This window comes from Brasilonema octagenarum UFV-OR1 (assembly GCF_963888615.1).
GTDB lineage: Bacteria > Cyanobacteriota > Cyanobacteriia > Cyanobacteriales > Nostocaceae > Brasilonema > Brasilonema sennae.
In genome coordinates this window covers 17,656-42,689 of the sequence record NZ_CAWPKW010000032.1, presented here as the reverse complement: position 1 = coordinate 42,689, position 25,034 = coordinate 17,656, and the positions used below count along the sequence as shown (strand labels likewise).

18 protein-coding genes and 1 pseudogene are annotated in these 25,034 nt (G+C 40.6%); 9 read left to right on the top strand and 10 right to left on the bottom strand.

The window, feature by feature from the left end:
- The first annotated feature begins 168 nt into the window (after positions 1 to 168).
- The 4 genes and pseudogenes from AC5590_RS01845 to AC5590_RS01830 all read left to right on the top strand — a co-directional run bounded on the left by AC5590_RS01845 (position 169) and on the right by AC5590_RS01830 (position 5,818).
- Positions 169 to 2,100, top strand: a pseudogene (locus AC5590_RS01845) (ABC transporter ATP-binding protein/permease).
- Positions 2,101 to 3,020: 920 nt separating this feature from the next.
- Positions 3,021 to 3,707, top strand: coding sequence for a LabA-like NYN domain-containing protein (locus AC5590_RS01840; RefSeq protein WP_169262873.1), 687 nt, complete (start codon positions 3,021 to 3,023; stop codon positions 3,705 to 3,707).
- Between the two features lie 285 nt (positions 3,708 to 3,992).
- Complete coding sequence (locus AC5590_RS01835; protein WP_169262872.1) at positions 3,993 to 4,706, top strand: response regulator transcription factor; 714 nt, start codon at positions 3,993 to 3,995, stop codon at positions 4,704 to 4,706.
- Positions 4,703 to 5,818: a sensor histidine kinase gene (locus tag AC5590_RS01830; protein ID WP_169262871.1), complete on the top strand. Its 1,116-nt coding sequence runs from the start codon at positions 4,703 to 4,705 to the stop codon at positions 5,816 to 5,818. Before AC5590_RS01835 ends, AC5590_RS01830 begins: the two co-directional genes overlap by 4 nt.
- A gap of 463 nt (positions 5,819 to 6,281) precedes the next feature.
- Here AC5590_RS01830 and AC5590_RS01825 read toward each other — a convergent pair whose 3' ends face one another.
- Complete coding sequence (locus AC5590_RS01825; protein ID WP_169262870.1) at positions 6,282 to 6,551, bottom strand: GlsB/YeaQ/YmgE family stress response membrane protein; 270 nt, start codon at positions 6,549 to 6,551, stop codon at positions 6,282 to 6,284.
- A 523-nt stretch (positions 6,552 to 7,074) separates the two neighbouring features.
- Here AC5590_RS01825 and AC5590_RS01820 point away from each other — a divergent pair.
- A complete protein-coding gene (locus AC5590_RS01820; protein WP_169262869.1) occupies positions 7,075 to 9,510 on the top strand; it encodes an alpha/beta hydrolase family protein in 2,436 nt (811 codons plus the stop codon).
- A gap of 34 nt (positions 9,511 to 9,544) precedes the next feature.
- Here the strand turns inward: AC5590_RS01820 and AC5590_RS01815 are convergent, their stop codons facing one another.
- Together AC5590_RS01815 and AC5590_RS01810 are read right to left on the bottom strand one after the other, a co-directional pair.
- Entirely contained in the window at positions 9,545 to 9,712 is a 168-nt protein-coding gene (locus AC5590_RS01815) for a hypothetical protein (RefSeq protein ID WP_169262868.1), read from the bottom strand.
- 190 nt (positions 9,713 to 9,902) lie between these two features.
- Positions 9,903 to 13,352, bottom strand: a complete 3,450-nt coding sequence (locus AC5590_RS01810; protein WP_169262867.1) for a WD40 domain-containing protein — start codon at positions 13,350 to 13,352, stop codon at positions 9,903 to 9,905.
- 126 nt (positions 13,353 to 13,478) lie between these two features.
- Between AC5590_RS01810 and AC5590_RS01805 the strand changes: the two genes are divergently transcribed.
- Positions 13,479 to 15,476 (top strand): protein kinase domain-containing protein, encoded by a 1,998-nt coding sequence (locus AC5590_RS01805; RefSeq protein WP_441293677.1) that lies wholly within the window; start codon positions 13,479 to 13,481, stop codon positions 15,474 to 15,476.
- A 10-nt stretch (positions 15,477 to 15,486) separates the two neighbouring features.
- Here AC5590_RS01805 and AC5590_RS01800 read toward each other — a convergent pair whose 3' ends face one another.
- The 5 genes from AC5590_RS01800 to AC5590_RS01780 form a co-directional block, all read right to left on the bottom strand.
- A complete protein-coding gene (locus AC5590_RS01800; protein ID WP_211178227.1) occupies positions 15,487 to 16,155 on the bottom strand; it encodes a hypothetical protein in 669 nt (222 codons plus the stop codon).
- 535 nt (positions 16,156 to 16,690) lie between these two features.
- Positions 16,691 to 17,272 carry a substrate-binding domain-containing protein gene (locus tag AC5590_RS01795; protein ID WP_248277109.1) on the bottom strand — a complete coding sequence of 194 codons (582 nt, stop codon included), beginning with the start codon at positions 17,270 to 17,272 and terminating at the stop codon, positions 16,691 to 16,693.
- A 6-nt stretch (positions 17,273 to 17,278) separates the two neighbouring features.
- Positions 17,279 to 18,775: a CHAT domain-containing protein gene (locus tag AC5590_RS01790; protein WP_248277108.1), complete on the bottom strand. Its 1,497-nt coding sequence runs from the start codon at positions 18,773 to 18,775 to the stop codon at positions 17,279 to 17,281.
- A gap of 23 nt (positions 18,776 to 18,798) precedes the next feature.
- Positions 18,799 to 19,695, bottom strand: coding sequence for a DUF1822 family protein (locus AC5590_RS01785; RefSeq protein ID WP_169262866.1), 897 nt, complete (start codon positions 19,693 to 19,695; stop codon positions 18,799 to 18,801).
- Positions 19,692 to 20,378, bottom strand: a complete 687-nt coding sequence (locus AC5590_RS01780; protein ID WP_169262865.1) for a hypothetical protein — start codon at positions 20,376 to 20,378, stop codon at positions 19,692 to 19,694. The genes AC5590_RS01785 and AC5590_RS01780 overlap by 4 nt, the downstream gene beginning before the upstream one ends.
- A gap of 381 nt (positions 20,379 to 20,759) precedes the next feature.
- Between AC5590_RS01780 and AC5590_RS01775 the strand changes: the two genes are divergently transcribed.
- Positions 20,760 to 21,521, top strand: a complete 762-nt coding sequence (locus AC5590_RS01775; protein WP_169262864.1) for a DUF561 domain-containing protein — start codon at positions 20,760 to 20,762, stop codon at positions 21,519 to 21,521.
- An 82-nt stretch (positions 21,522 to 21,603) separates the two neighbouring features.
- Here AC5590_RS01775 and AC5590_RS01770 read toward each other — a convergent pair whose 3' ends face one another.
- Positions 21,604 to 22,731 (bottom strand): DegT/DnrJ/EryC1/StrS family aminotransferase, encoded by a 1,128-nt coding sequence (locus AC5590_RS01770; protein WP_169262863.1) that lies wholly within the window; start codon positions 22,729 to 22,731, stop codon positions 21,604 to 21,606.
- A gap of 323 nt (positions 22,732 to 23,054) precedes the next feature.
- Between AC5590_RS01770 and AC5590_RS01765 the strand changes: the two genes are divergently transcribed.
- Together AC5590_RS01765 and AC5590_RS01760 are read left to right on the top strand one after the other, a co-directional pair.
- Positions 23,055 to 23,831 carry an ABC transporter permease gene (locus tag AC5590_RS01765; protein WP_169262862.1) on the top strand — a complete coding sequence of 259 codons (777 nt, stop codon included), beginning with the start codon at positions 23,055 to 23,057 and terminating at the stop codon, positions 23,829 to 23,831.
- A gap of 226 nt (positions 23,832 to 24,057) precedes the next feature.
- Complete coding sequence (locus tag AC5590_RS01760; protein WP_169262861.1) at positions 24,058 to 24,315, top strand: hypothetical protein; 258 nt, start codon at positions 24,058 to 24,060, stop codon at positions 24,313 to 24,315.
- A 97-nt stretch (positions 24,316 to 24,412) separates the two neighbouring features.
- On the opposite strand, the gene AC5590_RS01755 is transcribed toward AC5590_RS01760, so the two are convergent.
- Positions 24,413 to 24,838, bottom strand: coding sequence for an ester cyclase (locus AC5590_RS01755; RefSeq protein WP_169262860.1), 426 nt, complete (start codon positions 24,836 to 24,838; stop codon positions 24,413 to 24,415).
- Positions 24,839 to 25,034: the final 196 nt, after the last annotated feature.

The window sequence follows — 25,034 nt, the reverse complement described above, 5'->3', positions numbered from 1 at the left end:
TTCGGAGTGTAGCAAACAAAAAAACCCAACAACAGAGTGCAGAGTTGATTGAAAACTGGTATAAATAAAGCGAGAAATTTATTTCTTCAAGTGGCTCGTGGTTTTAAACCATAGAGTCAGCTTTCTGTAAATGCGTATTAATTCTCTCAAATGACTATATTTTGAAATATGCAAACTCAAGTTGTTCGTGATAAAACCATAACGAATCCTTTTTCGATTTTGACTCAGTTTTGGCAGGATGTCAAAATAGTTGCTCAACCTTACTGGTATCCAACAGAGGCAGGTTCAAGAGCATTTTCAGATGTTATTCGCTCATGGGGAATGCTAATTCTCCTAATATTATTAATAGCCGCGCTTGTAGGCGTAAATGCTTTAAGTAGTTACTGGAATCGCTACGTAATAGATATAGTTATTGAAGAGAGAGACCTTTCTAGGTATACAAGTACATTATGGGTTTCCACCCTTTTTATTGTGGTGCTAACGCTCTTGGTAGCGTTGTCTAGATATCTCAGAAAAAAAATTGCTATTGATTGGTATAAATGGCTAAATAATCACACTTTAGAAAAATATTTCAATCATCAAGCATATTATAAAATCAATTTTAAATCCGATATTGGTAATCCAGATCAACGCATATCTCAAGAAATTGAACCGATTACCAGCAGTGTTTTGAGATTTTCAGCTACTTTCCTAGAAAAAACGCTGGAAATGATAAGTTTTTTAATAATCCTCTGGACAATTTCTTCAGAGATTGCAATTTATCTGGTTATTTATACTATTATAGGTAATTTGATTGCTGTTTACTTAAATCAAAAACTGAACGAAATTAATCAAGAAGAACTTGAGTTTAAAGCTGACTTCGCTTATTGCCTGACTCATGTTCGCAATCACGCTGAATCGATAGCTTTTTTTCAGGGAGAAAACGAAGAATTAAACATCATTCAAAAGAGATTTAATAATGTTCTGAAAAGCGCTGAACGCAGGCTGAATTGGGAGAGAGGTCAGGATGTTTTTAACAGAGGATATCAGTCTGCCGTCACTGTATTTTCGATGTTCATACTTACACCTTTATTTCTTCAAGATCAAATTGATTACGGAGAAATTAATCAAGTTAGTTTAGCTTGCTTTCTATTTTCTAATGCTTTGGGAGAATTAATAGGTGAATTTGGGACTTCCGGGCGCTTTTCTAGTTATGTTGAGCGTTTAGCTGAGTTTTCAGATGCGTTAGAAGCTGTTATCAAACAACCAGAGAATGTTAGTACTATTAAAGCAATAGAAGATAAGCGTTTGGCTTTTGAGAATGTCACCTTGCAAACCCCTAACTATGAGCAGGTGATCGTCGAAGACTTGTCATTGTCTGTTCAACCAGGAGAAGGGTTATTAATAGTTGGTCCGAGTGGTAGGGGTAAAAGTTCTTTGTTGAGGGCGATCGCTGGTTTATGGAACGCAGGAAGTGGTCGTCTGGTTCGACCTCCCTTAGAAGAAATGTTGTTTTTGCCCCAACGCCCTTATATAATTTTAGGAACTTTGCGCGAACAGTTACTCTATCCTCATACGACTCGGCAAATGAGCGACAAAGAACTCGAAGGTGTGTTGCAACAAGTTAACCTCCAACACTTACTGAACCGGGTAGATGGCTTTGATACAGAAGTCCCTTGGGAAAATATATTGTCGTTAGGAGAACAACAACGTCTTGCTTTTGCGCGACTATTAATTACTCGTCCTAGCTTCACCATATTAGATGAAGCAACAAGTGCTTTAGATTTGAAAAACGAAGGTAATTTATATCAACAGTTACAACAAACAAAAACAACGTTTATCAGTGTTGGACATCGGGAGAGTCTGTTTAATTATCATCAATGGGTTCTGGAACTTTTACAAGATTCCACTTGGCAATTTATTTCTAGAGACGATTATTGGCAGCAAAAAGCAATTGTCATTAGTTCTCCCGAAGAAACTCAAATCACAATCGATGTTTCACAAAAAAATAATTTTAAAAAAGAAGGATAAATCTTGGCTGAAATAAAGACAATTGAAGGACTGTCTCATAAACAAATGCAGACATTAACAGACTCTTTTATTAACACCATCGGATGTTGAATTTGTATAATAGTTCACTTTTTGCTGTGCAACTCAGGGAAAGACAACCCTATTGTGTATTTCAAGCCTTGACACCAGTGTTCCAGTTACCAATTGTCAGAAGATAAAAAGCCGACTGTCAAGCTTAAATCTTTTGTTACGAAAAACTAACTTCTGTCACTCCAGATTATAATATCCACAACTGACCCTATGCCTGCCTCTCATGGCACTGCTAATCTCGCCCAACGGGTATGCAAGGGAGGATATGCTTGAAAAACGAACACCAGTTAAGGGGTGTGGGAAACCTCGGTATATAACTGGATTCACTGATCGCTTGGGCGTGGCAAACGCGCCTACACAGCACTGGATTCACTTTTTCGGGGAACGCCCGTCGCTGATCGGGGAAACCACGCCACATGCCTCTGCCGACGCCAGAGGCATGTGCTGTCTGCGCTACCTGACTAAAAACGGCTTACCTCATCTCGGCACTGTCCTCGATAACGTAATGACTTATGTACTTTTTTGCACTCTTTTTATTTTTTATCAAGAAATAGCGTGGTATCCATCTCCAAAATAACCAGTCTTCATATTTTGGTACTTTTTTGAATTTTTATCAGAAAATTTATCAATACAATATGATGTTATATGTAGATGAGTTGCACGCCTAGTTACAATAAAGTTAATGTTGATAGATAACTCAAATTATGCTAATCAATAAATATGCTGCTTATAGCTGAGCACGTGCCTATGTTGAAATCAAGAGTTAAAAGTATAAAATAAAAACATTTTTTGAGATTTGTACTTTTGAACATTAGGATAAGTTGAGTATATCTAACATTATTGACATTAGACTATTTTTTGTCAAGGTGATAATCTACTATAAGTTATCTTTTGTCAATTGACTCAAAAAGACTTGCCAAATTTGAAATTCAGAGGTATTAATGAATCTTGCTGGTTTTAACAAAGAAAAAAATCAATATAAATTAGTCAAAGAGCAATCACATTGGCAAGAAGAATGCCACACAGAGACTATTGACCAAGATAAAGACAGAAAAATGTCAGTGACTAAAATTGAGCAATCTATTTTCGGTAATTTGAATCGTGGTCGAGTAGCCATTTTCATAGATGGAGCTAATTTATTTCATGCCGGTTTACAACTCGGTCTTGAAATTGACTACGCCAAACTTCTTTGTTGTTTAACCGAGAAAGCAAAGCTTTTACGTGCTTTCTTTTACACTGGAGTAGATCGTACAAATGAAAAGCAACAGGGTTTTTTGCTGTGGATGCGTCGGAATGGCTATCGTGTTGTGAGCAAAGATTTAGTACAGTTTCCAGATGGCTCTAAAAAAGCCAATTTAGATGTAGAAATTGCTGTAGATATGATCAATTTAGCTCCTTACTACGATACTGCAGTGTTAGTAAGTGGTGATGGAGATTTAGCGTATGCAGTTAACGCTCTTTCCTATCAAGGAGTTCGAGTTGAAGTTGTCAGCATACGCTCAATGACGAGCGACAGTTTGATTGATGTTACTGATTATTTCGTTGATATAGAGACAATCAAACAATACATTCAAAAAGATTCGCATTCCTGCTACAACTACCGACCTTTGTCGAATTCTAGTTTATAGAAGACAAAGTTTTTAGGGACGGCTTATATTATTTCACCAACATCTTGATAAAATTCGTTTCCCCTATCCTTCTATCTCGTTAGAGGAAGAACTACTTACCGATATCTATCAACCTTAAAATCAAATGACCTTACTATAAACTTAGCTACCAATAAAAGAAACATAATAAATTGTAAAAAATTTGACTATGATTTCTCTGCCAACCCTGATATTGATCAGAAAATATCGGTTACAATAGCAACCATTCGAAATGACCTTGTGCATTTTGCTTGCCGATAATTTAGTATGGACATTCTCATCGTTGAAGATGAACCCGAAATTGCTCAGTTAATCCAAATGTCTCTAGAAAAAGAAGGTTTTTCCTGTCGCATTAGCAGCGACGGTTTGAACGCCTTACGAATGTTTCAGGAGCAATCACCAGATTTAATTATTTTAGATTTAATGATTCCTGGTTTAGATGGTTTGGAAGTCTGTGCAAGAATTCGGCACAAACCTGGTGCAAAAGACCCGTATATTTTGATGCTTACGGCTAAAGGTGAGGAAATTGATCGCGTTATTGGCTTATCTACAGGCGCTGACGATTACATGGTCAAACCCTTTAGCCCCAGAGAGTTGATTGCTAGAGTAAGAGCGCTATTGCGGCGTAGTCTCCGCCACGGTTCACAAAATCAGGTGTACCGTACTAAACACTTTATTGTGGATATAGAGCAGCGGACGATAAGTCGTCAAATGAATTCTCAGGAACCAGAAGTGCTAGATTTAACTACCCTAGAATTCAATTTGTTAAGCACCTTTATTAGCAATCCTGGTCGAGTTTGGGATCGCACCCAACTTATTGACAAACTTTGGGGAGATAACTTTTTTGGTGATGAGCGCGTGGTGGATACTCACATTGCTCGGTTGCGAAAAAAAATTGAGCCAGATCCTACTAATCCAACTTTTGTGAAAACTGTTGTTGGAGTTGGCTACAAGTTTGAAGATTCTTCTGTTATTTTATGACAAAAACGGGGTGGCGTTGGGCAAAGTCATTACCTTTGGCATCACGCCTATTTATTTCCCACTTACTGGTGATGATAGTAGGAGTCGTTAGTCTCGTCATTATCAGCAAAGTCTCTTCCCCTCGCTTTTTCGTTCTGCATTTAGAACGATTGGAACAAAGAGGATATGACTTATTTGATGTTCGTACTGAGTTGGTTAACAGCTTTGAATTTGCTTGGAGACGAAGCACTGTATGGTCGGTGTTCGCTGGTGCTACGGCGGCTGGAGGATTGAGTTACTGGGTGTCTAGACTAATCATGCAGCGGTTGATGGAGATGGAACAAATCACCCAAAAGTTCGCGACTGGTCAATTCGATGCAAGACTACCTTTATCAGATATTCCAGAATTGAATCGATTTGGTGCTAGTTTCAACCGTATGGCAATAAGTATAGAAGGGATAGAAGCGCGACGGCGGGAACTAATTGGAGACATGACCCATGAGCTACGAACGCCATTGACAGTCGTACGCGGTTACTTAGAAGAACTTGCTGATGGAAGTATTGAACCAACTCCCGAAATTTATTTACGACTCGCAAAAGAAACAAGGCGTTTAGAGCGGTTGGTTAACGATTTGCAAGAACTCTCTAAGGCAGAAGCGGGTTATCTTCCGATAAAGACACAGTCAGTCAATCTACGTCCTTTATTAGAGTCTTTAGTTGAGAAATTTGCTGACCAACTGCTAGATGATGGACCAGTTTTGCGCTTAGAATGTCCATCGAAACTCCCCTTGGTATTGGCTGATATTGACCGTACAGAACAGGTGCTAGTCAATCTGCTTGGTAATGCAGTGCGTCACACCACAAAAGGTTCAATTACTCTTCGTGCTTGGGCTGAAGCCTCTGAATTATGGATTGCAGTTACGGATACAGGGACGGGAATTGCCAAAGAAGATTTACCGTATGTTTTTGAGCGGTTCTGGCGCGCTGACAAATCTCGCGATCGCCATTCTGGAGGAACAGGTATTGGTTTAACCATCTCCCGTCGTTTAGTGGAACTACAAGGGGGTGAGATTTTAGTAGAAAGTCAGCTAGGATCGGGCAGCACGTTTCGTTTTTTCCTACCTTTGGCTTAAGTATTCTTCTAGTATCAGTTCGATTCTAAGTAAAGCGGGCATTGTGATTATTTCAATCATACGCCTTCTATATTTTGCGTTTTTCCAGTTGGGCTACTAGTAGTGTAGTGGTTATTTATTGGAGTTTAGACTAATTTTGGCTCTAAAACCGTCAAACTCTTATCCAAACTGCCTTTCTCAATTTCTAACCGGTTTATGATTCCTATCTCTAAAATGCTTGCTATACAAGAGTTGTAGCCTAAGAAATAGAATTTCGTCTAATACCAAGTAGCAATCAATAATTAAGTAGCTTGTTAAAATAACGTTTTCGGCGTTTTTATACTTCTTAAGTAGCTGGTGTTTATTTCTACTTGCCTACTTAAAAATACAATATTAATACAAAAAAGATTTACCTTCTAAATAATAGATGATTCGTAATTGTATTCATAATTACGAATCACTAATAATAAATTGTTAACTTGCATTAAACAGTTCTGCGAGCAAACGAATACCAAATGAAAATAGCAATTAGTGCGCCAATAACAGCTAAACCTAAACCAGGGATGCTAAAGGTAGGAGTCGCTAGGGCTAATTTTCCAGTAGTGAGTAGAACTCCTAAAGTTCCACCTATAAAAGCACCTACTATTCCCAACACGATAGTAGCAAGGATTCCACCACCTTGATAACCAGGATAGATAGCTTTAGCAATTGCACCTGCTAGAAGACCTAAGACCACCCACGCGATGATGTTCATTTGTTAAGTTTCTTCCATTTTTGTTGGAGCTAATATTAAGTCTAACACTGCAATATTTTTAGTCATCTTTCATAAGAAATAAGTTTAAAAACCTTAAGGAATAAGTCAGCCAGTACAAATAAAGTTAACTCGTTTTAGTTGTCATTAGTGTTCCGTAACAACTCATTATCTCTTCGTAGTTCTCTTGATTCCTACCTAGCTTGAAAATACTCCGCATAAATCTGTAAAAAAAGATGTTGTAATTATGGCTGAGATTATAAGTTTGTCAGAAATTGTTGAGTCAAAATAGTTCTCACTTGAAACATGGAGTATCTAAAAATACTCATGCTTCAGTGAGTGGAGATTGAAAAATCTAAAATAGAGTCCTCACGCACCCTACAAAACTTGCTGTTGATTAAATCTACATTCCTTACTGACTAGCTTTCCCTCGCGGCGGACATTTTACGTTTGAAAAAAGTTGCTCTGTTTATCAAAAGCAATGTAGAAATTTCAACACACTAAGTAGCAAAGTGAGCTTTTCAGGATGTATTCTAAGTCAGGTGTTGGTAATTTGGAATATGAACTTGCCAACATCCCACTCAAAATGGACAATCTCTCTATAAATCACCCCATTATTGAACAACTCTGGCAATCTCCTCCAGAACCGATTAACCAAATTCTGGATGCTCCATCGCCACCTGCTATTTTGCTCTCTCCCAACAGAGAATGGATGGTAGAGTTGGAAAGACCATTGTTGGTTCCCATTTCCTTGCTTGCAGAAACGGCAGTTCCTCTGGCAGGTCTTTTGATCAATCCCAAAACGAATGCACCTGCTCATCCTAACCCTTTTCAAACCATGAGAATTCGGGGGTTCCCTTTCTTAGAGATGAGCAAAACCGTGGCCCTTCCTGACAACGCCCAGATTGGTTACCTAAAGTGGTCACCTGACAGCCGAAAACTTGCTTTTACTCTGACTCAAGCAACAGGACTGGAATTATGGTTTGTGGATGTTGCAGATTTTATTCCCAAGCAGTTAACACAGCCAGTTCTCAACGCTGCGTATGGAAAACCGTATCGTTGGCTGTCAGATGAGACGCTTATTTGCAAGTTCATTTTAGGCGAACGCCCCAAGCCTCCCTCTGAACCAGCCGTTCCACCAGGACCGCTTATTCAAGAAAATCTTAAGGGTAAAAGCCCAACTCGCACCTACACAAATCTACTGCAAAATCCTCACGATGAGGCGCTACTTGAATACTACTTAACCTCGACCTTGGAGAAAGTAACGCTACATGGTCAACGTACTTTGTTAGTGTCTAGCAGTCTCATTCATGAAGCCATACCTTCGCCTGATAGCAAATTTATTCTACTCACCACGCTGCATCGACCGTTTTCTTATCAAGTTCCAATCTCGTATTTTCCCAAGAAAATTGAAGTTATTGAAGATACAGGAAAATGGGTTTATGAGGTTGCTGATGTACCTCTTGTTGTCCGTCGTACAACTAAATTTGATGAAGTCCGCACAGGGCGCAGGGGAATCTCTTGGCGCAGCGATGCAAAAGCAACATTATCTTGGTTAGAAGCTTTAGACGAAGGTGATCCAACACGTGACGTTCCCAAACGGGATGCTTTATTTGAATTGGATGCTCCTTTTACAGATACACCAAAGCAACTCTGGGAATCTGAGTACCGCTTTGCGAACCTTGCTTGGGGTAAAGAAGATGTCGCTTTGGTTTCGGAACGATGGTACGATACCCGTAAAGAACGAATCTGGCGCATATATCCCCAAGCGCCTCAAACACCGCCGCAATTACTCTTTGACCGCAGTTATGAAGATAAATACACAGATCCTGGTTCAGCCTTGATGACTGTGGGACCTTACAGGTATAGAGTTCTGCGCTTTGCACCACAAGGCAATATCATTTACCTTAGTGGGCAAGGAGCTTCACCCAATGGAGCGTATCCGTTTTTAGATTGGTTCGATTTGGAAACAGGACACAAGCAACGCTTATGGCAATGTCAAGATCCATATCTTGAGGAAATCGCTTGTGTGTTGGATGATGAAGCACAAACTGTGATTATTCGTCGCCAATCTCAAACTGAACCACCCAACTATTTTCTGTTAAACCGTCACGAGAACCAAAGTCCTATCGCCCTAACTCATTATCAAGATCCTGCTCCTCAGTTGGCTGGAGTTTATGGCGAATTGGTAAAATATCAGCGGGCTGATGGTGTGCAACTCTCAGCAAAACTGTATCTGCCTCCTGGTTATGATGCTAAGCGTGATGGTCCTCTGCCGATGTTATTTTGGGTTTATCCAGAAGAATTTAAAGATAAGGAATTCGCAGGACAGATTACGAAATCTGAAAACACTTTCAGCCGTCCCAGCCGTGCTTCTGTTTTATTTCTTCTCACTCAACGTTATGCAGTTCTTTCTGGTCCGACTTTACCGATTATTGGCGAAGGTGATCTAGAGCCAAATGATACTTATGTAGAGCAGTTGATTGCGGGAGCACAAGCAGCAGTAGACTATGTGGTAGAGCGTGGTATTGCCGACCCCAAACGTATTGGTATTAGTGGACATTCTTATGGTGCGTTTACAACAGTAAATTTACTAATACATACTGATTTATTCCGCATAGGTATTGCTAGGAGTGGGGCTTATAACCGAACTCTCACTCCTTTTGGTTTTCAAGGAGAGCAACGCAATTTCTGGGAGGCACAACAGACTTACATTCATATGTCTCCTTTTACTCATGCAGCTAAAATCAAAGCACCACTTTTACTGATTCATGGGGAAAAAGATACCAATCCTGGCACTTATCCACTACAAACGGAACGACTGTATGAAGCGCTTAAGGGGCTGGGAGCAACTGTTCGCTTGGTAGTATTACCTTTAGAAGACCACGGCTATCGCTCTCGTGAAGGAGTTGCTCATGCACTTTGGGAGATGGTGAACTGGTGCGATAAGTATCTCAGTTGACATCTTCCCAGCTTGATTAGGAGTACCGGTGCGATTATTTGTAGCATGAATAACGGCAAAAAACCGTATATAATGCTACTTCCTTTACTCGTTGAGCAATTTCTGGATCTTTGTCTGCTGCTGCTAGGATGGCGATCGCCCTTTGGGCGCCTCTCTCTGGGAGCATCGCCGTAGCCACAGCTGTCAAAGTGACTGGTTCCATAAATCATTTTATAGTAGATTCTTTTGTATTATTTATACCGTAGCATCTAGCCGTTTTTCGGAATAACATCTTGCACCGAGAGTGATGAGTACGCCTTGAACTTAAGTACTCTACGGGAAGCCCTAGCAAGGACGCGCTTACTCACCCTTCGGGTATCTCCTCCGGAGACGCTCTTGCAACGGCAGTTGCGCTACTGTCGGGAAACCCGCCCAACGCACTCCACTGCACCCAGCGCTTTGAGGGTTCCTTTTTGCGCATCTGTTAAACCTGTCACGCCCGCGATGTTCATGCTTTCGTAGGGTCTTGCTGCTCTGAGGGTTTTTAGACACTCACCTGTGTTAAAATCCCACAACTTGATTGTCTCATCATAGCTACCACTGGCAATGGTCGTACCTTGAGGGTTTACCCTGAGCGGAGTCGAAGGGCTGACCGCAACAGACAGCACTCCTCTAGTATGTCCCTGTAAAGTTTTCAAACACTCACCTGTACTAACATCCCATATCTTCACCGTCTGGTCAAAACCACAACTTACCAAGGTTTTTCCGTCAGAACCAAAAGCAACTGACCTTACTGCAAAGGAGTGTCCTTGTAAAGTGTTGATGCATTCTTCTGTTCTGAGTGACCAAAGCTTTATTGTCTTGTCATGACTAGCACTGGCGATAATTTCACCATTAGGACTAAAAACAACTGAATACACCAAAGCAGTGTCTCCCTGCAAAATTTTGATGCATTCACCTGTCCTGAGATCCCATAACCTCATCGTAAAATCATAACTTCCAGTAACAATGATTTCACCATTAGGACTAAAGGCAACTGACGATACTGCTTGAGCGTGCCCTTGGAGCGTTTGTACACAGTTTCCGTCAGTAATATTCCATAGCTTTACCATTCGATCAGAACCGACACTGGCAAGGATTTTGCCATTGGGACTGAAGCAAATAGACCGAACTCTAGCAGTATGTCCGATAAGAGTTTTAAGGCATTCACCTGTGTTAACATCCCATAGTTTAATTGTTCTGTCCTGACTGCCCGTAGCAAGAATTTTCCCATCAGGACTGAAAGTGACCGACCATACCCAATTACTATGTCCTTGGAAAGTTCTTAGGCAAGAACCTGTACTGAGATGCCATAAACTAGCGAAAAAATGATTTCCACTGGCAAGAATTTGGCTATCAGGACTGAATGCAACAGATGTTACCCAACTAGTATATCCCTGAAAAATTTTCAGGGATTCACCTCTGCTAACATCCCATAATCTTACCGTTTGATCATGACTAACGCTGACAAGGATTTTGTTATCTGGACTGAAGACAACTGATTCAACTGGATGGCTATGCCCTTGCAAAGTTGTCAGACATTCACTTGCATCAACATCCCATAACCTAATGGTTTTATCATAACCAGCACTTGCAAGAAGTTGACCATTAGGACTGAAGGTAACTGACTGTATTTGATTATTATGTTCCTGCAAAACTTTCAGACATTTACCTGTCCTAACATCCCATATGCGTATGGTTCCATCATAACTACCACTGGCAAGCGTCACACCAGAAGGACAAAAAGCAACTGACCGTACCCGATTAGTATGTCCCTGCAAAATTTTCAAGCATTCACCCGTCCTGACATTCCATAAGCGTACAGTTTGGTCAGTACTACCACTAGCAAGGGTTTGTCCATCTGGACTGAAGATGACTGACCTTACTACATTGCTATGTTCCTGCAAGGTTTTCAAGCATTCACCTGTTCTAACATCCCACAGACGAATAGTTTGATCCGCACTACCACTAGCAAGGGTTTGTCCATCTGGACTGAAGACGACTGACGTTACTACACTGCTATGTTCCTGCAAGATTTTCAAGCATTCACCTGTCCTGACGTCCCACAGACGAATAGTTCGGTCTTTGCTACCACTAACAAAAGTGACTCCATCACAACTGAAAGCAATTGACACTATCCAACTAGTATGTGCTTGAAAGTTGAAAATTTCTTTTCCATTTGCAACTTGCCATACGCGAATCTGACCATTTGTGTCACCCACAGCTAAAAGCTTTCCATTAGGACTAAATGCCACCGCCTCGATACTACCGAAGGTTTCAGTAAAAACTGACTTGGTTATTTCAGAATCAGCGAAATTTACTCCCTGCAAAGTGACATCCTGAAGATATGCCTGCTTTATGACTTGATGGCAAAAGTCATAACCGTTCAAATCAATCTTAAGGTGAACTAGCAGATTAATAATGTTTCCTGCTGTATACTCTGATAAAATTTCTGGTTGCTTTCGCAATATAGATACTAGATTTTGAGTCTGTTCACGATTTAATCTATCAGCAAGTGGTTTGAGGATAAGACGAATTTGAGATTCCCTAACATAATCTTTTGCTGTTGCTTTAATGAGAGCATGACTGTTAAAAAGTTCAAATTGTCCCTTTTTAATCTCCTCGCTAACTTGTTTTATCAATAGGTCTGTCATGTACTCCATGACGACGTTTTGTAATGTGAAGCTTTTCGCCACTTTGTCAATTAAAAAACGCCTGACCAAAGATTCCAGCGCTTCTATCAACTTATGCGGCGATTCCAGTAATACAATGTCCTCTCGTAATTCAGACAAGGAAACAGGTTCGCGGTTAATAGCCAGCCAGTACATGACTTCTCGCTCCAAATCCGACAAGCGATTAAACTGTTGGTCTAAAACATCACGAATCCTCCCAAAAACGATAGATTCTTGTGCTAAAAATTCCAAAATACTACCGTCAAATAATTCTTTAATCGTCGTAGAAATTATTTTCAATGCCAGGGGATTACCTTGATAAAAGTCAATGAGTCTTTCTTGCTCATCTTCTGTGCCAGAAAGCCCCTTTAAAAGAAAAATTTCTTCTCCATCTCGTGTTTTTAAACCAGTTAGCTGCAAAGACCGAACTGGGAGCGTTTCTCCTTCTGATGAAGCAATTTCTTGAGGTTTTTCTCGACTTGTGATTATCAAACAGCTTTGATGAGATACTCCACCAACGCGCCTGAATAATTCACCATATTCTTCATAGCCCTCTCGATATTCTCCAGCTTTGTCCCCTCCTTGTAAAATGGACTCAGCATTATCCAGAACCAAGAGACAACGTGAGGCGCGGAGATATTCAATTAGCAGCGAAATTCTAGGGCCTACTTCCTCTGGTAAATCTGTTGCTTGTTGGTTGGAGAGGAACTTAATAAAATCTGCTAGGATTTCTTGTATTGGTGGAGTGTTGCGAAGACTGCGCCAGATAACGTACTCAAATTTATCCTGAATTTGTTGTGCGAGTTTGATAGATAAGGAAGTCTTACCAATTCCTCCCATTCCTAACAGCGCCACCAAGCGACAGCCATCTTGTGTTATCCACTGTTCTAACTTGGCAAGTTCTTCAGTACGTCCATAGAAAACTGATACATCGACAGCTTCTCCCCAATCTTGACGGAGTTTATTTACTGGTGCAACTTGCAGTTGCGAAGATGTAGATAAAGGTTGTTGATTTGGTGTTTCTTTTTGTACTAGTTCAATTGGTGTTGGCTGCTCGCGTCGCTTCTTTTCTACATAGTCCAGCACTTGCACTGTGCCAGCAACAATACCGATTAAGCCCCCGAAAATTGTTATTAGAGTAACTAAATCCATAGGTATACTGGTCTACGTAGAGGAGTGCTGCCTTGAATCTAACATCTTCCATAATGAGCGATCGCCCCCTGAGATAGCAAAACTTAATAAAATTGGCGATTCAGACGTTTCAAGGGATTATATTAGATGATAACGGCTGAGCGACGCCTAACTATGATCTACTGCCTCAATCCCAGTTGCGAGAAGCCCCAAAATCCAGATGGTGCACATTTCTGCCAAAGTTGCGGTATGGAGTTGATACCTCAGTTGCGAAACCGCTATCGCATTATCCAACCATTGGGAGGTGGGGGATTTGGCAGAACTTTTTTGGCAGAAGATGAAGATAAGCTGAATGAAGATTGTGTTGTCAAACAACTTGCACCGCAAGTCCAAGGAACCAGCGCCCTGCATAAAGCAACCGAACTTTTTCAAGAAGAAGCGCGGCGTCTGCAACAACTTGGAGAACATCGGCAAATTCCAACTTTGTATGCCTATTTTAGGGATGATAACTACTTGTATTTGGTGCAGCAGTTTATTCAAGGGCAAACTTTGCGAGAGGAGTTGAGACAACAGGGACTGTTCGGTGAGCAAAAGATTTGGGAACTGTTGCATGAACTATTACCTGTGCTCAAATTTGTTCACGAACATCAAGTGATTCATCGGGATATAAAACCAGAAAATCTTATTCGTCGTTTCTCCGAAGATGGTAGAAAAGATTTAGTGCTAATTGATTTTGGTGTTGCCAAGCAGTTAACAGTAACTTCTCTAGAGCATACGGGTACAGTTATAGGTTCCTATGGCTATGCACCAATGGAACAAATGAAACATGGCAGCGCATATCCAGCGAGCGATTTGTTTAGTTTAGGTGTAACTTGCTTTCATCTATTAACAGGAATTCACCCATCTGGGCTTTACATGGAACATGGCTATGGTTGGGTGATGAATTGGCGGCAATTTCTCAAGTCTCCCATATCTCCAAAACTGGATCAGGTATTAGACAAGTTATTACAAAAAGATATCGAGCCTCGTTACCAGTCCGCTGATGAAGTTTTGCAAGACTTACATCAAAAACGACAACTAGAAGTCATTCCACCAGATATGAGTGCAACGCGATCGCCTTCACAACTTCCCTCCCTATCATCAGTTTTTCCTAGATTTCCAACCACTGTTATTCAACCAAGCTCTCAGTGGAAGAAATCTTTGCTGATTGGAGGTTTGATTACACTTTTCGGTTTAGGCGGGCTGGTTTCTTACTGGCAACTTTTTGGGAAAACTTCAGTCCTAACTGGACATTCAGGTGAAGTGAATTCTCTAGCATTCAACCTTAAAGGTACTACTCTTGCTAGTGGTAGTGATGACAAAACTATCAAAATTTGGAACTTCAACAGAAGAAAAGAAATTCGCACTCTTAAGGGACATAAAGGTATTATTTATTGTGTCGCCATTAGCCGAAATGGTCAAACTCTTGTCAGTGGTAGTCAGGATAACACAATCAAAGTCTGGAATTTGAAGACAGGGCAGGAAATTCGCACTCTTAAAGGACATTCCGGTCTAATTAATTCTGTTGCTATCAGCCCAGATGGTGAAAAAATTGCCAGTGGTAGTTATGATAATACAATCAAAGTCTGGAACTTGAAGACGGGACAGGAAATCCGCACTTTTGAAGGGCATACAGGAGCAGTTCTTTCTGTCGCGATGAGTCCAGATAATCACAAGCTTGCTAGCGCCAGTGCAGACAGAACTATCAAAGTGTGGAATCTGAATACAGGAAAAGTTATACTCAACCTCAAAGGTCATGAAGGTGATGTGAATGCCCTTGCCATTAGCCCGAATGGTCAATTGTTAGTGAGTGGCAGCGATGATAAAACTGTTCAAGTATGGGATTTGAATACAGGAAGAGAAATACGTACTTTTGAAGGGTATGCAGCTGATGTGAGTGCGATCGCTTTCAACCCAGATGGCGAAACAATTGCAAGTGGTAGCGATGACGGTATAGTTAAAATCTTGAACCTGAGTACAGGGCAGGAAATAACCTCCTTTAACGCACATACAAGCGAAGTTTTTGCTGTCGCTTTCAGTCCAGATGGTAAAACTTTGGTGAGTGGAAGTAAGGACAAGACTATCAAGATTTGGCCAGTTCCTTAACCCATAATAGCTATTGACCATTGATAATGGCGAGCGTTTTTTGCAAGGATAAACCGACACTAGCTGCTAGTTCTTCCAATGCTACTCGCTCGTTTGTACTCGTACTCAGCATTTGAGTGACGGCTGTGACATAGTCCGCATTTGCAAGATCATCAACGCTCCCAGGAGAGGTTGTTTGGGAATTGAGACGATTCGCACTCAGCTTTTGCATTCGGTAAGCGGCAATTTTCGAGGCTTGACGGGCTTGAAGATATGCAACATAGTTTTTTACGATCGCCACTCGTTTCTGGAGCTTGGCTTCATTCCAACGAGCCTGTATAACAGGTAGTTTTTTAATCGTGCTCACAAGCTTAATTGGATCGAATGTGACGGTGAGGGAAAAACTGTCCTCGCTGACAGATGAAACCTCAGGTAAGGTTAAATTTGTTGTGGTTTGAGACGGCGATAATTCTACGCTCACAATATCCGAAAAAGCACTTAGTCCCATTTCAGCTTTTGTCTCCTGTACTTGAGCGGAGTTGCGCTGGGCAATGAGAACTAACTGCTCAATAATGTTGAGATCCTTTTGTGTGATCTCAGTTTGAAGGGGTTCAGGTTCATTGCTGCCATTTAAGTCCTCTTTCGATGCAATTACAGGAAAAGGAATACCGACAAGTGTGATGGTAACGAGAATGATCAAACTCTGGATCCAAGATGTTGAGAGCCATTGTGCAATCACTCTGCGGGTTGATTTTATTTGATGCACCACCTATAATTAATAACTCGCCTCCCTTTTGACTATATCAATAGATGATAAAAGTTATTACTAAGGGCAAATATTTTTTTGGGCTGTAGCTTTAGAGTAAACTGCCAACATAAGGAATAGGTTCAGGACTACAGTAAATAAGCCGAATTTCACACGTAAGAGTAACAAGCTAGTCTTGAGGAAGGAATTATTAACAATCCGTGTGTATTTTCTTGTATTAAATAAAGTTAGTTCCTGTTTTCATATCCTAAACCTCGTAAGTCGATAAGAACTAAATCTGTGGCAAGCTTCACAGATTCAAGCTAAGCCCAATATTTTTGGTTTTGTGTATCTACTTTTTAGTCAAGCAATAAAAAATTATAAAACTCACTATAAATACAAAAAAAGCACGCTGATTTTTCGGTAAAATTGCGTACTCTTTTTTGTATTTCATGTATTTGTACGACAATATACATAACAGTATAGTCAATTACTGGGCTTCGTGTAATGCTTCTTTAATTAACTTTTGTCCTTCCTCTGTTTTCAATAGTTTAACGTAAGAATTTCCTATCTGTTCATCTTGTCTACTATCCTGCTTTGTAATTACAAATAGACGCCTAATAATAGGATATTTTTCTATTTCTTTATGACCGGTACCATTGATACGTAAAGACTTAACAAGACTCTTACTAATCTCGGACGAAGTAAGATAGTAAATGCCACCTAAATTTGATTCTCCAATTATTTTTTGAATACGGGAGGTAGTAGGCTGGAATTGAACATTTTTTCCAAAATTCTGACCTTGTAAAACGTTTTCTTTAAAGAATTCAGTAGTACCACTTGCTTCAAGTGGACGAGAGTAGGGTGTGATTGGGACATCTGGTCCACCAACATCTTTCCAGTTAAGAAATGTACCAGTGTAAATTCCTTTAAGTTGTTCTACAGTTAGATTGGAAATGCCCAAATTACGATTAACTACAATTGCAATGATATCATCCGCCACAGGATTTTGTTGTAGCTTGTTTCCAAGAAGATCCTGCTGCTCATCTGGCTTGAGATGTCGTGAAGACAGAGCAAACTAAATCTCACCATTCTTCAGCATATTAATTCCTATTTGTGAACCTCGTTGCGAGGTAGGATGGGGACGGAGGCTTAACGTAATTTGCCGTAATTCCTGTTGAATCTTGGGGTGTACTTTTTTAATAATCTCTTCCCAACTTGTACTTCCATTAAATAACCACTTTCCTTGAGGAATACCACTAACATCTATGAAGTTTATTTGCGATGTCCTAACTACCATTTGTGCTTGTTTTTGGTTGGTTACCCACCAGATAACTACCCCACCACTGAGAAATAGAAGTAGTAAGCTAACAGCAATCCAATTCTGTTTTAATTTGGATGTTGTCTGAGGTTTTTTGGGTGATTTTTTTAAAACATCATTTGGTGAGCAACTTTTAATAAGATCTTGCCAGGTAAGCGGCTTTTTGACACTATGACTTACACAAATAACAGGCAACCAATGGACACCAGGATAACGAGATTTGAAAACATCTTCTAGACGTTTGCGAGATCTGTGTACAGCAGCAAAGAGAGATTTACCATGAGTAAATTCTTTAAAAAAGTATTTCAAAAACTTCACAGCCACTTGATCTGGTACGGGTTCCCGCATCACTATGCTTTGTGGCAAGTGTAAGTGGGCAAGTTGGTTAGCTAATCCCAAGCCATCGCAAGAATTAAAAATCGCTAACTGTAATCCTTTGTTAATCGCTTCTTTTAAGGCATTCTTAACATCCTCAATACTTAAATCTTCTTGCTCATTCACTTTTATCCAACCAATTTGTCCATCTTCTTTACTAATGCTGTGTCCAATATAGACAAATATGTGATATCCCTGTTGATCCCACAAAGCATCACACAAAACGTCATGCTTTGGTTGCTCTAAATACTTAACTTCTGCCCCAAGTTCTTCTAAACCCTGAATTTCTTTTAAGTCCTGATCAGTATTGATGTCATTGTTCCAACCTACAACCACTAGAATTCTGATTTTGGAACTGCTGAGGGGATGAATACTAGGTTTGCCGTCTTTGCTCTTGGGAAGCCTGAAGGCTATTTCCGCTTGCGGACAATGGTTTTCAATAAAGTTCCACTCTTGTAAAGGAAGGCGGCACAAGTTAATATCTTTTACATCAAGAAGTATGCCAACTTCGTCACTTGCACTATTCAATCGCGAGCAAATCGCGACTAACGCATCCCGGATTCGCAACCATTCATTATCTCCAGAGTTGAGCCATTGATTGAGGTAGGTTTTGACGTCTTCAGCGTATTTAGCGTATTCTTCGGGAGAACTATGTTTGATACCTATAGGTGTAATGCGTGTATATGATGAGCGCACATCTTCTTCTTCTCGATAGCCTAATTGCCATCGACAGAAAGCTGATGTTTCTTGTGTTGGATCTATTTCTTGTGGAAGCGGCAGTAGATGGCCTTCTATCTCATCATCGCGATTTGTTTCTTTCAGAGTAACTTGGAATCCTTTTTTTGAGCCTTCTCTAAGTTTTAGTTTGACGATCGCCATTGTTGTCTCCTACTGTTTGATATTCAAATAACAAACTTTTCAGTCAGGCTGGTCTTTTTTAATATCACATTGACACTAAACTTTTCTCCTAGTTGGCAACCAAATTCCAATTGTATGCAGTCATTAGTACTTCTGGTTTGTGCTTCCATGCAGGCAGTCCCAGCTTGGTCGAAAAGAATGATTTGTAAATCTTGAGGTAGATAACTAACATTATTACCTGGATAAAGACGCAGGCGAATATTAATTTCTTCTGTATTTTTAGGAGTTAGTTGTACTATCAGTACAAGAGGATGACCTGCTAAAGTCATCACCTTCGCTCGACTCGTAGAGTTGTTTATTTGAATGCTTTTAAAGTTCAGAGTTCTTTTCGAGTTACCAGCCAGGACTAATTCCGGGACTTGCCAATTTTGCTTAAAGATTCCCTCAAGCCATTGGCGTAAGTTAACCATGTGAATAGTCTCAATGAGTGTTACCAGAGATTGTAATTGTTCCAGATCAGGTTCTTCAGGAGGCTCATCAGAAGTCATAGTTGGTGCAAATCCTAACAACTGTACTGAATTTAAGGAGTCATGAAACTCAACAGCTACATAACCTAGCCGATCTTGTGTCACCTCTAGAGGAATTTTTAAAGTCCTCTCACCAGGTAGTACCGGACGACATTCCAATTTGCCTACATTTGGTAAAACCAAATCAGCAACATTCAAAAGTGCTCTTAAGCCTGGATGCCAACTGTCGCTAGCAGTGAGGTCTGTTTCTATCCCCAAGCATTTCAAATAACTATGAACAGCGTAAACAGCTAGAGTGTTGAGATAAACTTGTTTGCCTTTTTCGGGTGTAGCTTGTTCAGCAGCAAATTCTTCAGCATAGCAATGGGCATTTTTGTCAAGAGGAACGCTAATATATTGGGATGTACTGCTCATTGTTCGTATCCGCTATTTCTGGCAATGTTTTGTAGTAGTGGAAGGCACTTTCTCTTCCAGTGTGCGTAAAGGCCTTGGTTATTGATGTTGAACTCCCTAGCAATGTCAGCAATTCTATCGGGAGGTTCCTGTAAAACTAAGCGCTGAGCCAATAGCTGACAATGGCATTCTGGATATTTTCGCGGATGACAAGCTCTGAGCTTTCTCTGTTTATCTTCGACCATTTGTTGTCTTACTTTTTGACCAATACGTTGGAGCTTTTTTTCCTGAAGTTGGGCAATCTTGCGCTCCAGCAAGTCTAAGTCCTTACTTTCAGAGTCAGGCAATAACTCACTCAAAGTGACTTGCGGCCCATCATTGTTACTCCAAGGTTGGTCTAAGCTGATGACATAATGATTGTCTGGAGATAATATATCTTTAATTCGGAATCTGAGGTAGCCATTAATCCAGCTAATCAAGCTCTCTTGTAGTGAAGGCGAACGTGGCTCAAACGTACAGATATTACGGCAAACCCATTCCCAAGTTTTATTTAAAGCCAGAAGATAGTCTTGATGGTTAGACCTCAGAATACCAGGTAATTTTTGAACGGCTATGAGCAACTGATGTAAAGCTTTCTGCCGCTCTGGAGTTTGCTCTGGGTACTGACAAACCTCATTTATGAGGCTTTGCAGTTCTTCATCCACACCAGTTCTCCTTAGTTGTTGTGTCGGCTCTTTGCATAAGTGAAAGGAACAAACACTGGAATAGCCTAAGTTTATCTGATTTTCGATGGATGAAACTTGTTTTTTGTAGCATAAACTACAATTCATCTGCCTCACCTTTCCCCCAAATTATGTGGTGCTGGCTCATGGAACATCGTCATTACTTTCGTATAAAGATGTCGTTTAATAATGAAACAGCCCTAATCAAAATTTTTATACTTTGGGAGATGATAAGGAATTATTTTTTCTTTATATTTTGGCTGTTTTTTAACATAATCGTGTCATGAAAGGTAGTGTTAACCCTATTAGGTAACGAGGAGACGATAGAATAAACCTAATTTTCCAAGCTTCAAAAGACGAAATATGACAATGCATCCTACTATCCAACGTGCATTTGCCAACCGCAGCGCTCTCAAAGTTATCAGCGGCTTGAATAACTTCGATCGCGATACAGTGCAAGCAATCGTCAAAGCAGCCCATCACGGTGGTGCTACTTTTGTTGATATCGCAGCTGATCCTGCTTTGGTACAAATGGCAAAAGAGTTGACAAATGTACCAGTTTGTGTTTCAACCGTAGAACCAGAGAAATTTGTCCAAGCTGTTGCAGCAGGTGCAGATTTAATTGAAATTGGTAATTTTGATTCTTTTTATGCTCAAGGACGCAAATTCGAGGCTGAGGAAGTTTTAGCACTAACTCACCAAACCCGCGTTCTCCTTCCTGAAATCACGCTTTCTGTGACTGTTCCCCATATTTTGACACTAGATCAACAGGTACAGTTGGCAGAGGATCTGGTAAAAGCTGGCGCAGATATCATCCAAACCGAAGGTGGAACCAGTAGCAACCCAACTCACCCTGGAACTTTGGGACTCGTTGAAAAAGCTGCTCCTACTTTAGCAGCAGCTTATGAAATTTCTCGTGCGGTGTCAGTTCCTGTGTTGTGTGCTTCTGGTATTTCCAGCGTTACAGCACCTCTTGCTGTTGCTGCTGGTGCAGCGGGTGTTGGTGTCGGTTCTGCTATTAACCAACTCAATAGCGAAGTCGCCATGATTGCTGCTGTACGTGGTTTGGTGGAAGCGTTGGGAACTGTCAGTTTTGGTGCGATTGCGCTCCGCGCAGACGCCTAAAACAGAACAAGGCGACACTGTGAGGGGGAAACACGGAGAAAAATCTTCCCCTTTTCCCCTCGTTTCCTTGTCCTTTATCCCTCTACGCCAAACAATCCTTGAGGCTATAAATCACGTGATTTTGCTGTTCTTCTGATAATTCTGGGAACATAGGCAAGGATAAAACTTCCTGGCTAGCTTGCTGTGCTACTGGTAATTGTCCGTCTTTGTATCCCAGATTTTCATAAACTGGCTGTAAGTGTAAAGGGCGGGGATAGTAAATCATTGTGTTTACACCCCGCTGTTGTAATAAACTCTGAATCGAGTCCCTTTTGTTGTCTTGTACGCGAATGGTGTACTGATTCCAAACTCCCATACCTCCAGCCAATTCTTGGGGTACAATCAGACCAGGAATTTGATTCAGGTACTGGTGATAACGAACGGCAACTTGCCGCCGCTGATTATTCCAAAAATCTAAATATCGCAGCTTAATTTGAAGAATAGCGGCTTGCATCGCATCCAAACGGCTGTTGACACCAATTTCCTCACAAAGGTATCGATTTTTTTGACCGTGCTCTTTTAAGAATCGTAACCGGGCTGCGATTTCGGGATCGTTAGTTGTTATTGCTCCACCGTCACCGCATGCACCGAGATTTTTGGTAGGGTAAAAACTAAAGCAACCGATGTGTCCAATACTTCCTACCTTTTGCCCGACCCAGTTTGCCCCTGTAGACTGAGCACAATCTTCTATCACGACTAAATTGTGTGCTTTTGCTACATTCATCAATGCAGCCATATCCACAGGTTGACCAAACAAGTGAACTGGGATAACTGCTTTGGTTTGGCGCGTTATTGCAGCTGCGACTTGGTTTACATCTAGATTAAACGTAGTCTCATCGATATCAACAAACACTGGTTTCGCACCCACAGCACTGATAACCTCAGCAGTGGCGATAAAAGTAAATGGTGTCGTAATCACTTCATCGCCTGCACCAATGTTTAAAGCTTTAAGTGCTAAAAAAAGAGCATCAGTACCTGAGTTGCATGTTACACATTCAGTGACGCCAATATATGCAGCGAACTGTTGCTCAAAGCCTGCTACTATAGGACCGCCAATATAACGACCAGAAGCAAGAACCTCTAAGACAGCTGCGCTGACTTCTGCTTCTATAATGGTGTATTGTTGCTTAATATCAAAAGCTGGTACGGAATGATTTAGACTTTGAACCATGAGATTTTATCTTAAATTCAAGATAGATACTGACGTTAGATTTGGTGCCCCTGATCGTTTTGAATCAAAAAGCTCGTGAAAGTCTTCTTCCTCAAATTCACAAAATTCCAAGAGTTTTCACGGAGGTTTTTTTCAAAAAGGTTACTATCTTCTAGGGTGCAAGGAATTGTATATCCACCAAGAACCAATACCGAATATGAAAGTTCCCGGTGAGTACTTTTAGAGGAACAGGGAATAAAGGACAGAGCACGCATAGTGCAAGCTATTACCTGTTACCTGTAATCTATAGCTTATAACGTATATGTACAAGAGGTAGAAAACCAATGCAGGAGCTGATCAAGCTAGATTTCGTCGATTTGGCTTTTGCTGTTGGATTAATGGGCGCAGCCATAGCTTTATCCGCGTGGGAACGAATAGGATTAGAGTTCAATTTAGCCCTCGCAACAGGCAGAACTTTCCTACAATTAGCCGTATTGGGATATGTTTTGGAGTTCATCTTTGCTTTAGATAATCCTTGGGCAGTTTTGGCGATATTAGCAGTTATGCTGACAATTTCAGCAATTGTCGCACGAAATCGTATTACTCAAAAAATACCGCAGATGTTGCCCTTGGTGTGGGGATCAATTTTGATCAGTACAACCATAACACTGGTTTATACTAATATACTGATTCTTCAACCAGACCGATGGTTTGAGCCACAGTATGTGATTTCTCTAGGAGGAATAGTATTAGGTAATGCCATGAACGCCGCTGCGCTGGCTGGAGAACGTCTTGTTAGTATTATGAATGCAACTCACTTAGAAATAGAAACTCATTTAAGCTTGGGTGCAACTCCACAACAGGCGATCGCACAATACCGTAAAGATGCTGTTCGCGCTGGATTGATTCCTACTCTTAATCAGATGATGATTATTGCTATGGTGACGCTACCAGGAATTATCACTGGTCAGTTGCTCAGTGGCATTAATGCTCGCGAAGCTGCATCTTACCAAATTTTGATTATGTTTATGGTTGCTTTTGCCAATTTGCTGACAATATTGTTAGTCACACGGGGAATATGTCGTCAATATTTTACTTCCACCGCCCAGCTGGTGAGATAAAGGCGTAGGCTGTTTGATATCAATGCACCGTAACTTATACCAAATTGTATTCTCACTTGGATGTTTGGGCAGTACTTTCGAGCTTAGTTGACTTACTTGTGTGTACCTAGCGATATATATTCTAATCAGTCATAAGAAAGAGACCTTTATTTATTTTTTCTCGCTAGGATAAATTTAATCTTGTATTCACACACCTTGGGTCATCTACATATAATCGCTAAAAGCTATGCAACCTCAGATTGTTGAAAAAGAGATTGATTCTCAACCCGATCCCAAAAATCACCAGCATATCGCTAAAACTGCCGTAGCATTAACGGTGGTACTAGCATTAGTATTACAAGTAATAACGCAAGAAATTAGTTTGGGAATCACGCAATGGCTAGCCGAGGAACTTGCGGTATCCTCTTTACTCGTGCAACAGTACTCAATAGCTACTTTGCGCAAGATTTTGTTTTTCGGAATAGATTTATTTCTGGCTATTTAGTTGATCTCATGCATACTATTCAAAATAACAAAAAACCCCGTTTAGCACGTCCTAGATGGGGTCTATTTTTGTCTTCACCTATATGAGATAACCAAAGCTACAGCTTTGGAATTAAACCGAGTTGCTGAAGAACACCCAAAGCATCTTCTTGCCCTCGCTCTTCGGTGATTTTGCCTTCGACAATGCGGTAAATTATAATTCCTGTCCACGATACTGACTTTTTTGTTGGAGGGAGGTTTAGAAACTTTATATCTCCCTTATGAGTGCGTTGAGCAGTCCAGCTAATCGCAACTTTGTCCCCTTCAGCAATTGCATCTGTAATTGTAAACTGTAGATTGGGGAAACCTGTGTGAATGTCAGCGACCCATGATTTAAAACCCTCACAATCAAGTGTTCCAGGAAGTATAGGGTAGTAAACCTTGAAGTCATGGCTAGCAAGTTCCTCTACTACTGCCAAATTTCCCTTTCCCCATGTTTGTTCACAGAATTGTCGGGCGATTTCTTTGTTTTGTTGTGCTGACATGACTAGTTATGTGACTATTGTTAGTTTCCTTTCGGGATTTAACTAATTTTATAGCTAACATAACCGATTTTTCTGCTTGCACAGACTTTACCTTGTACATTTGTATCAAATTATTAACAAATATATTTGTTATCATACGTACTATAGCAATCCTAAATCATTGATCAACAACAAGATTACTGACTTATGAGAAATG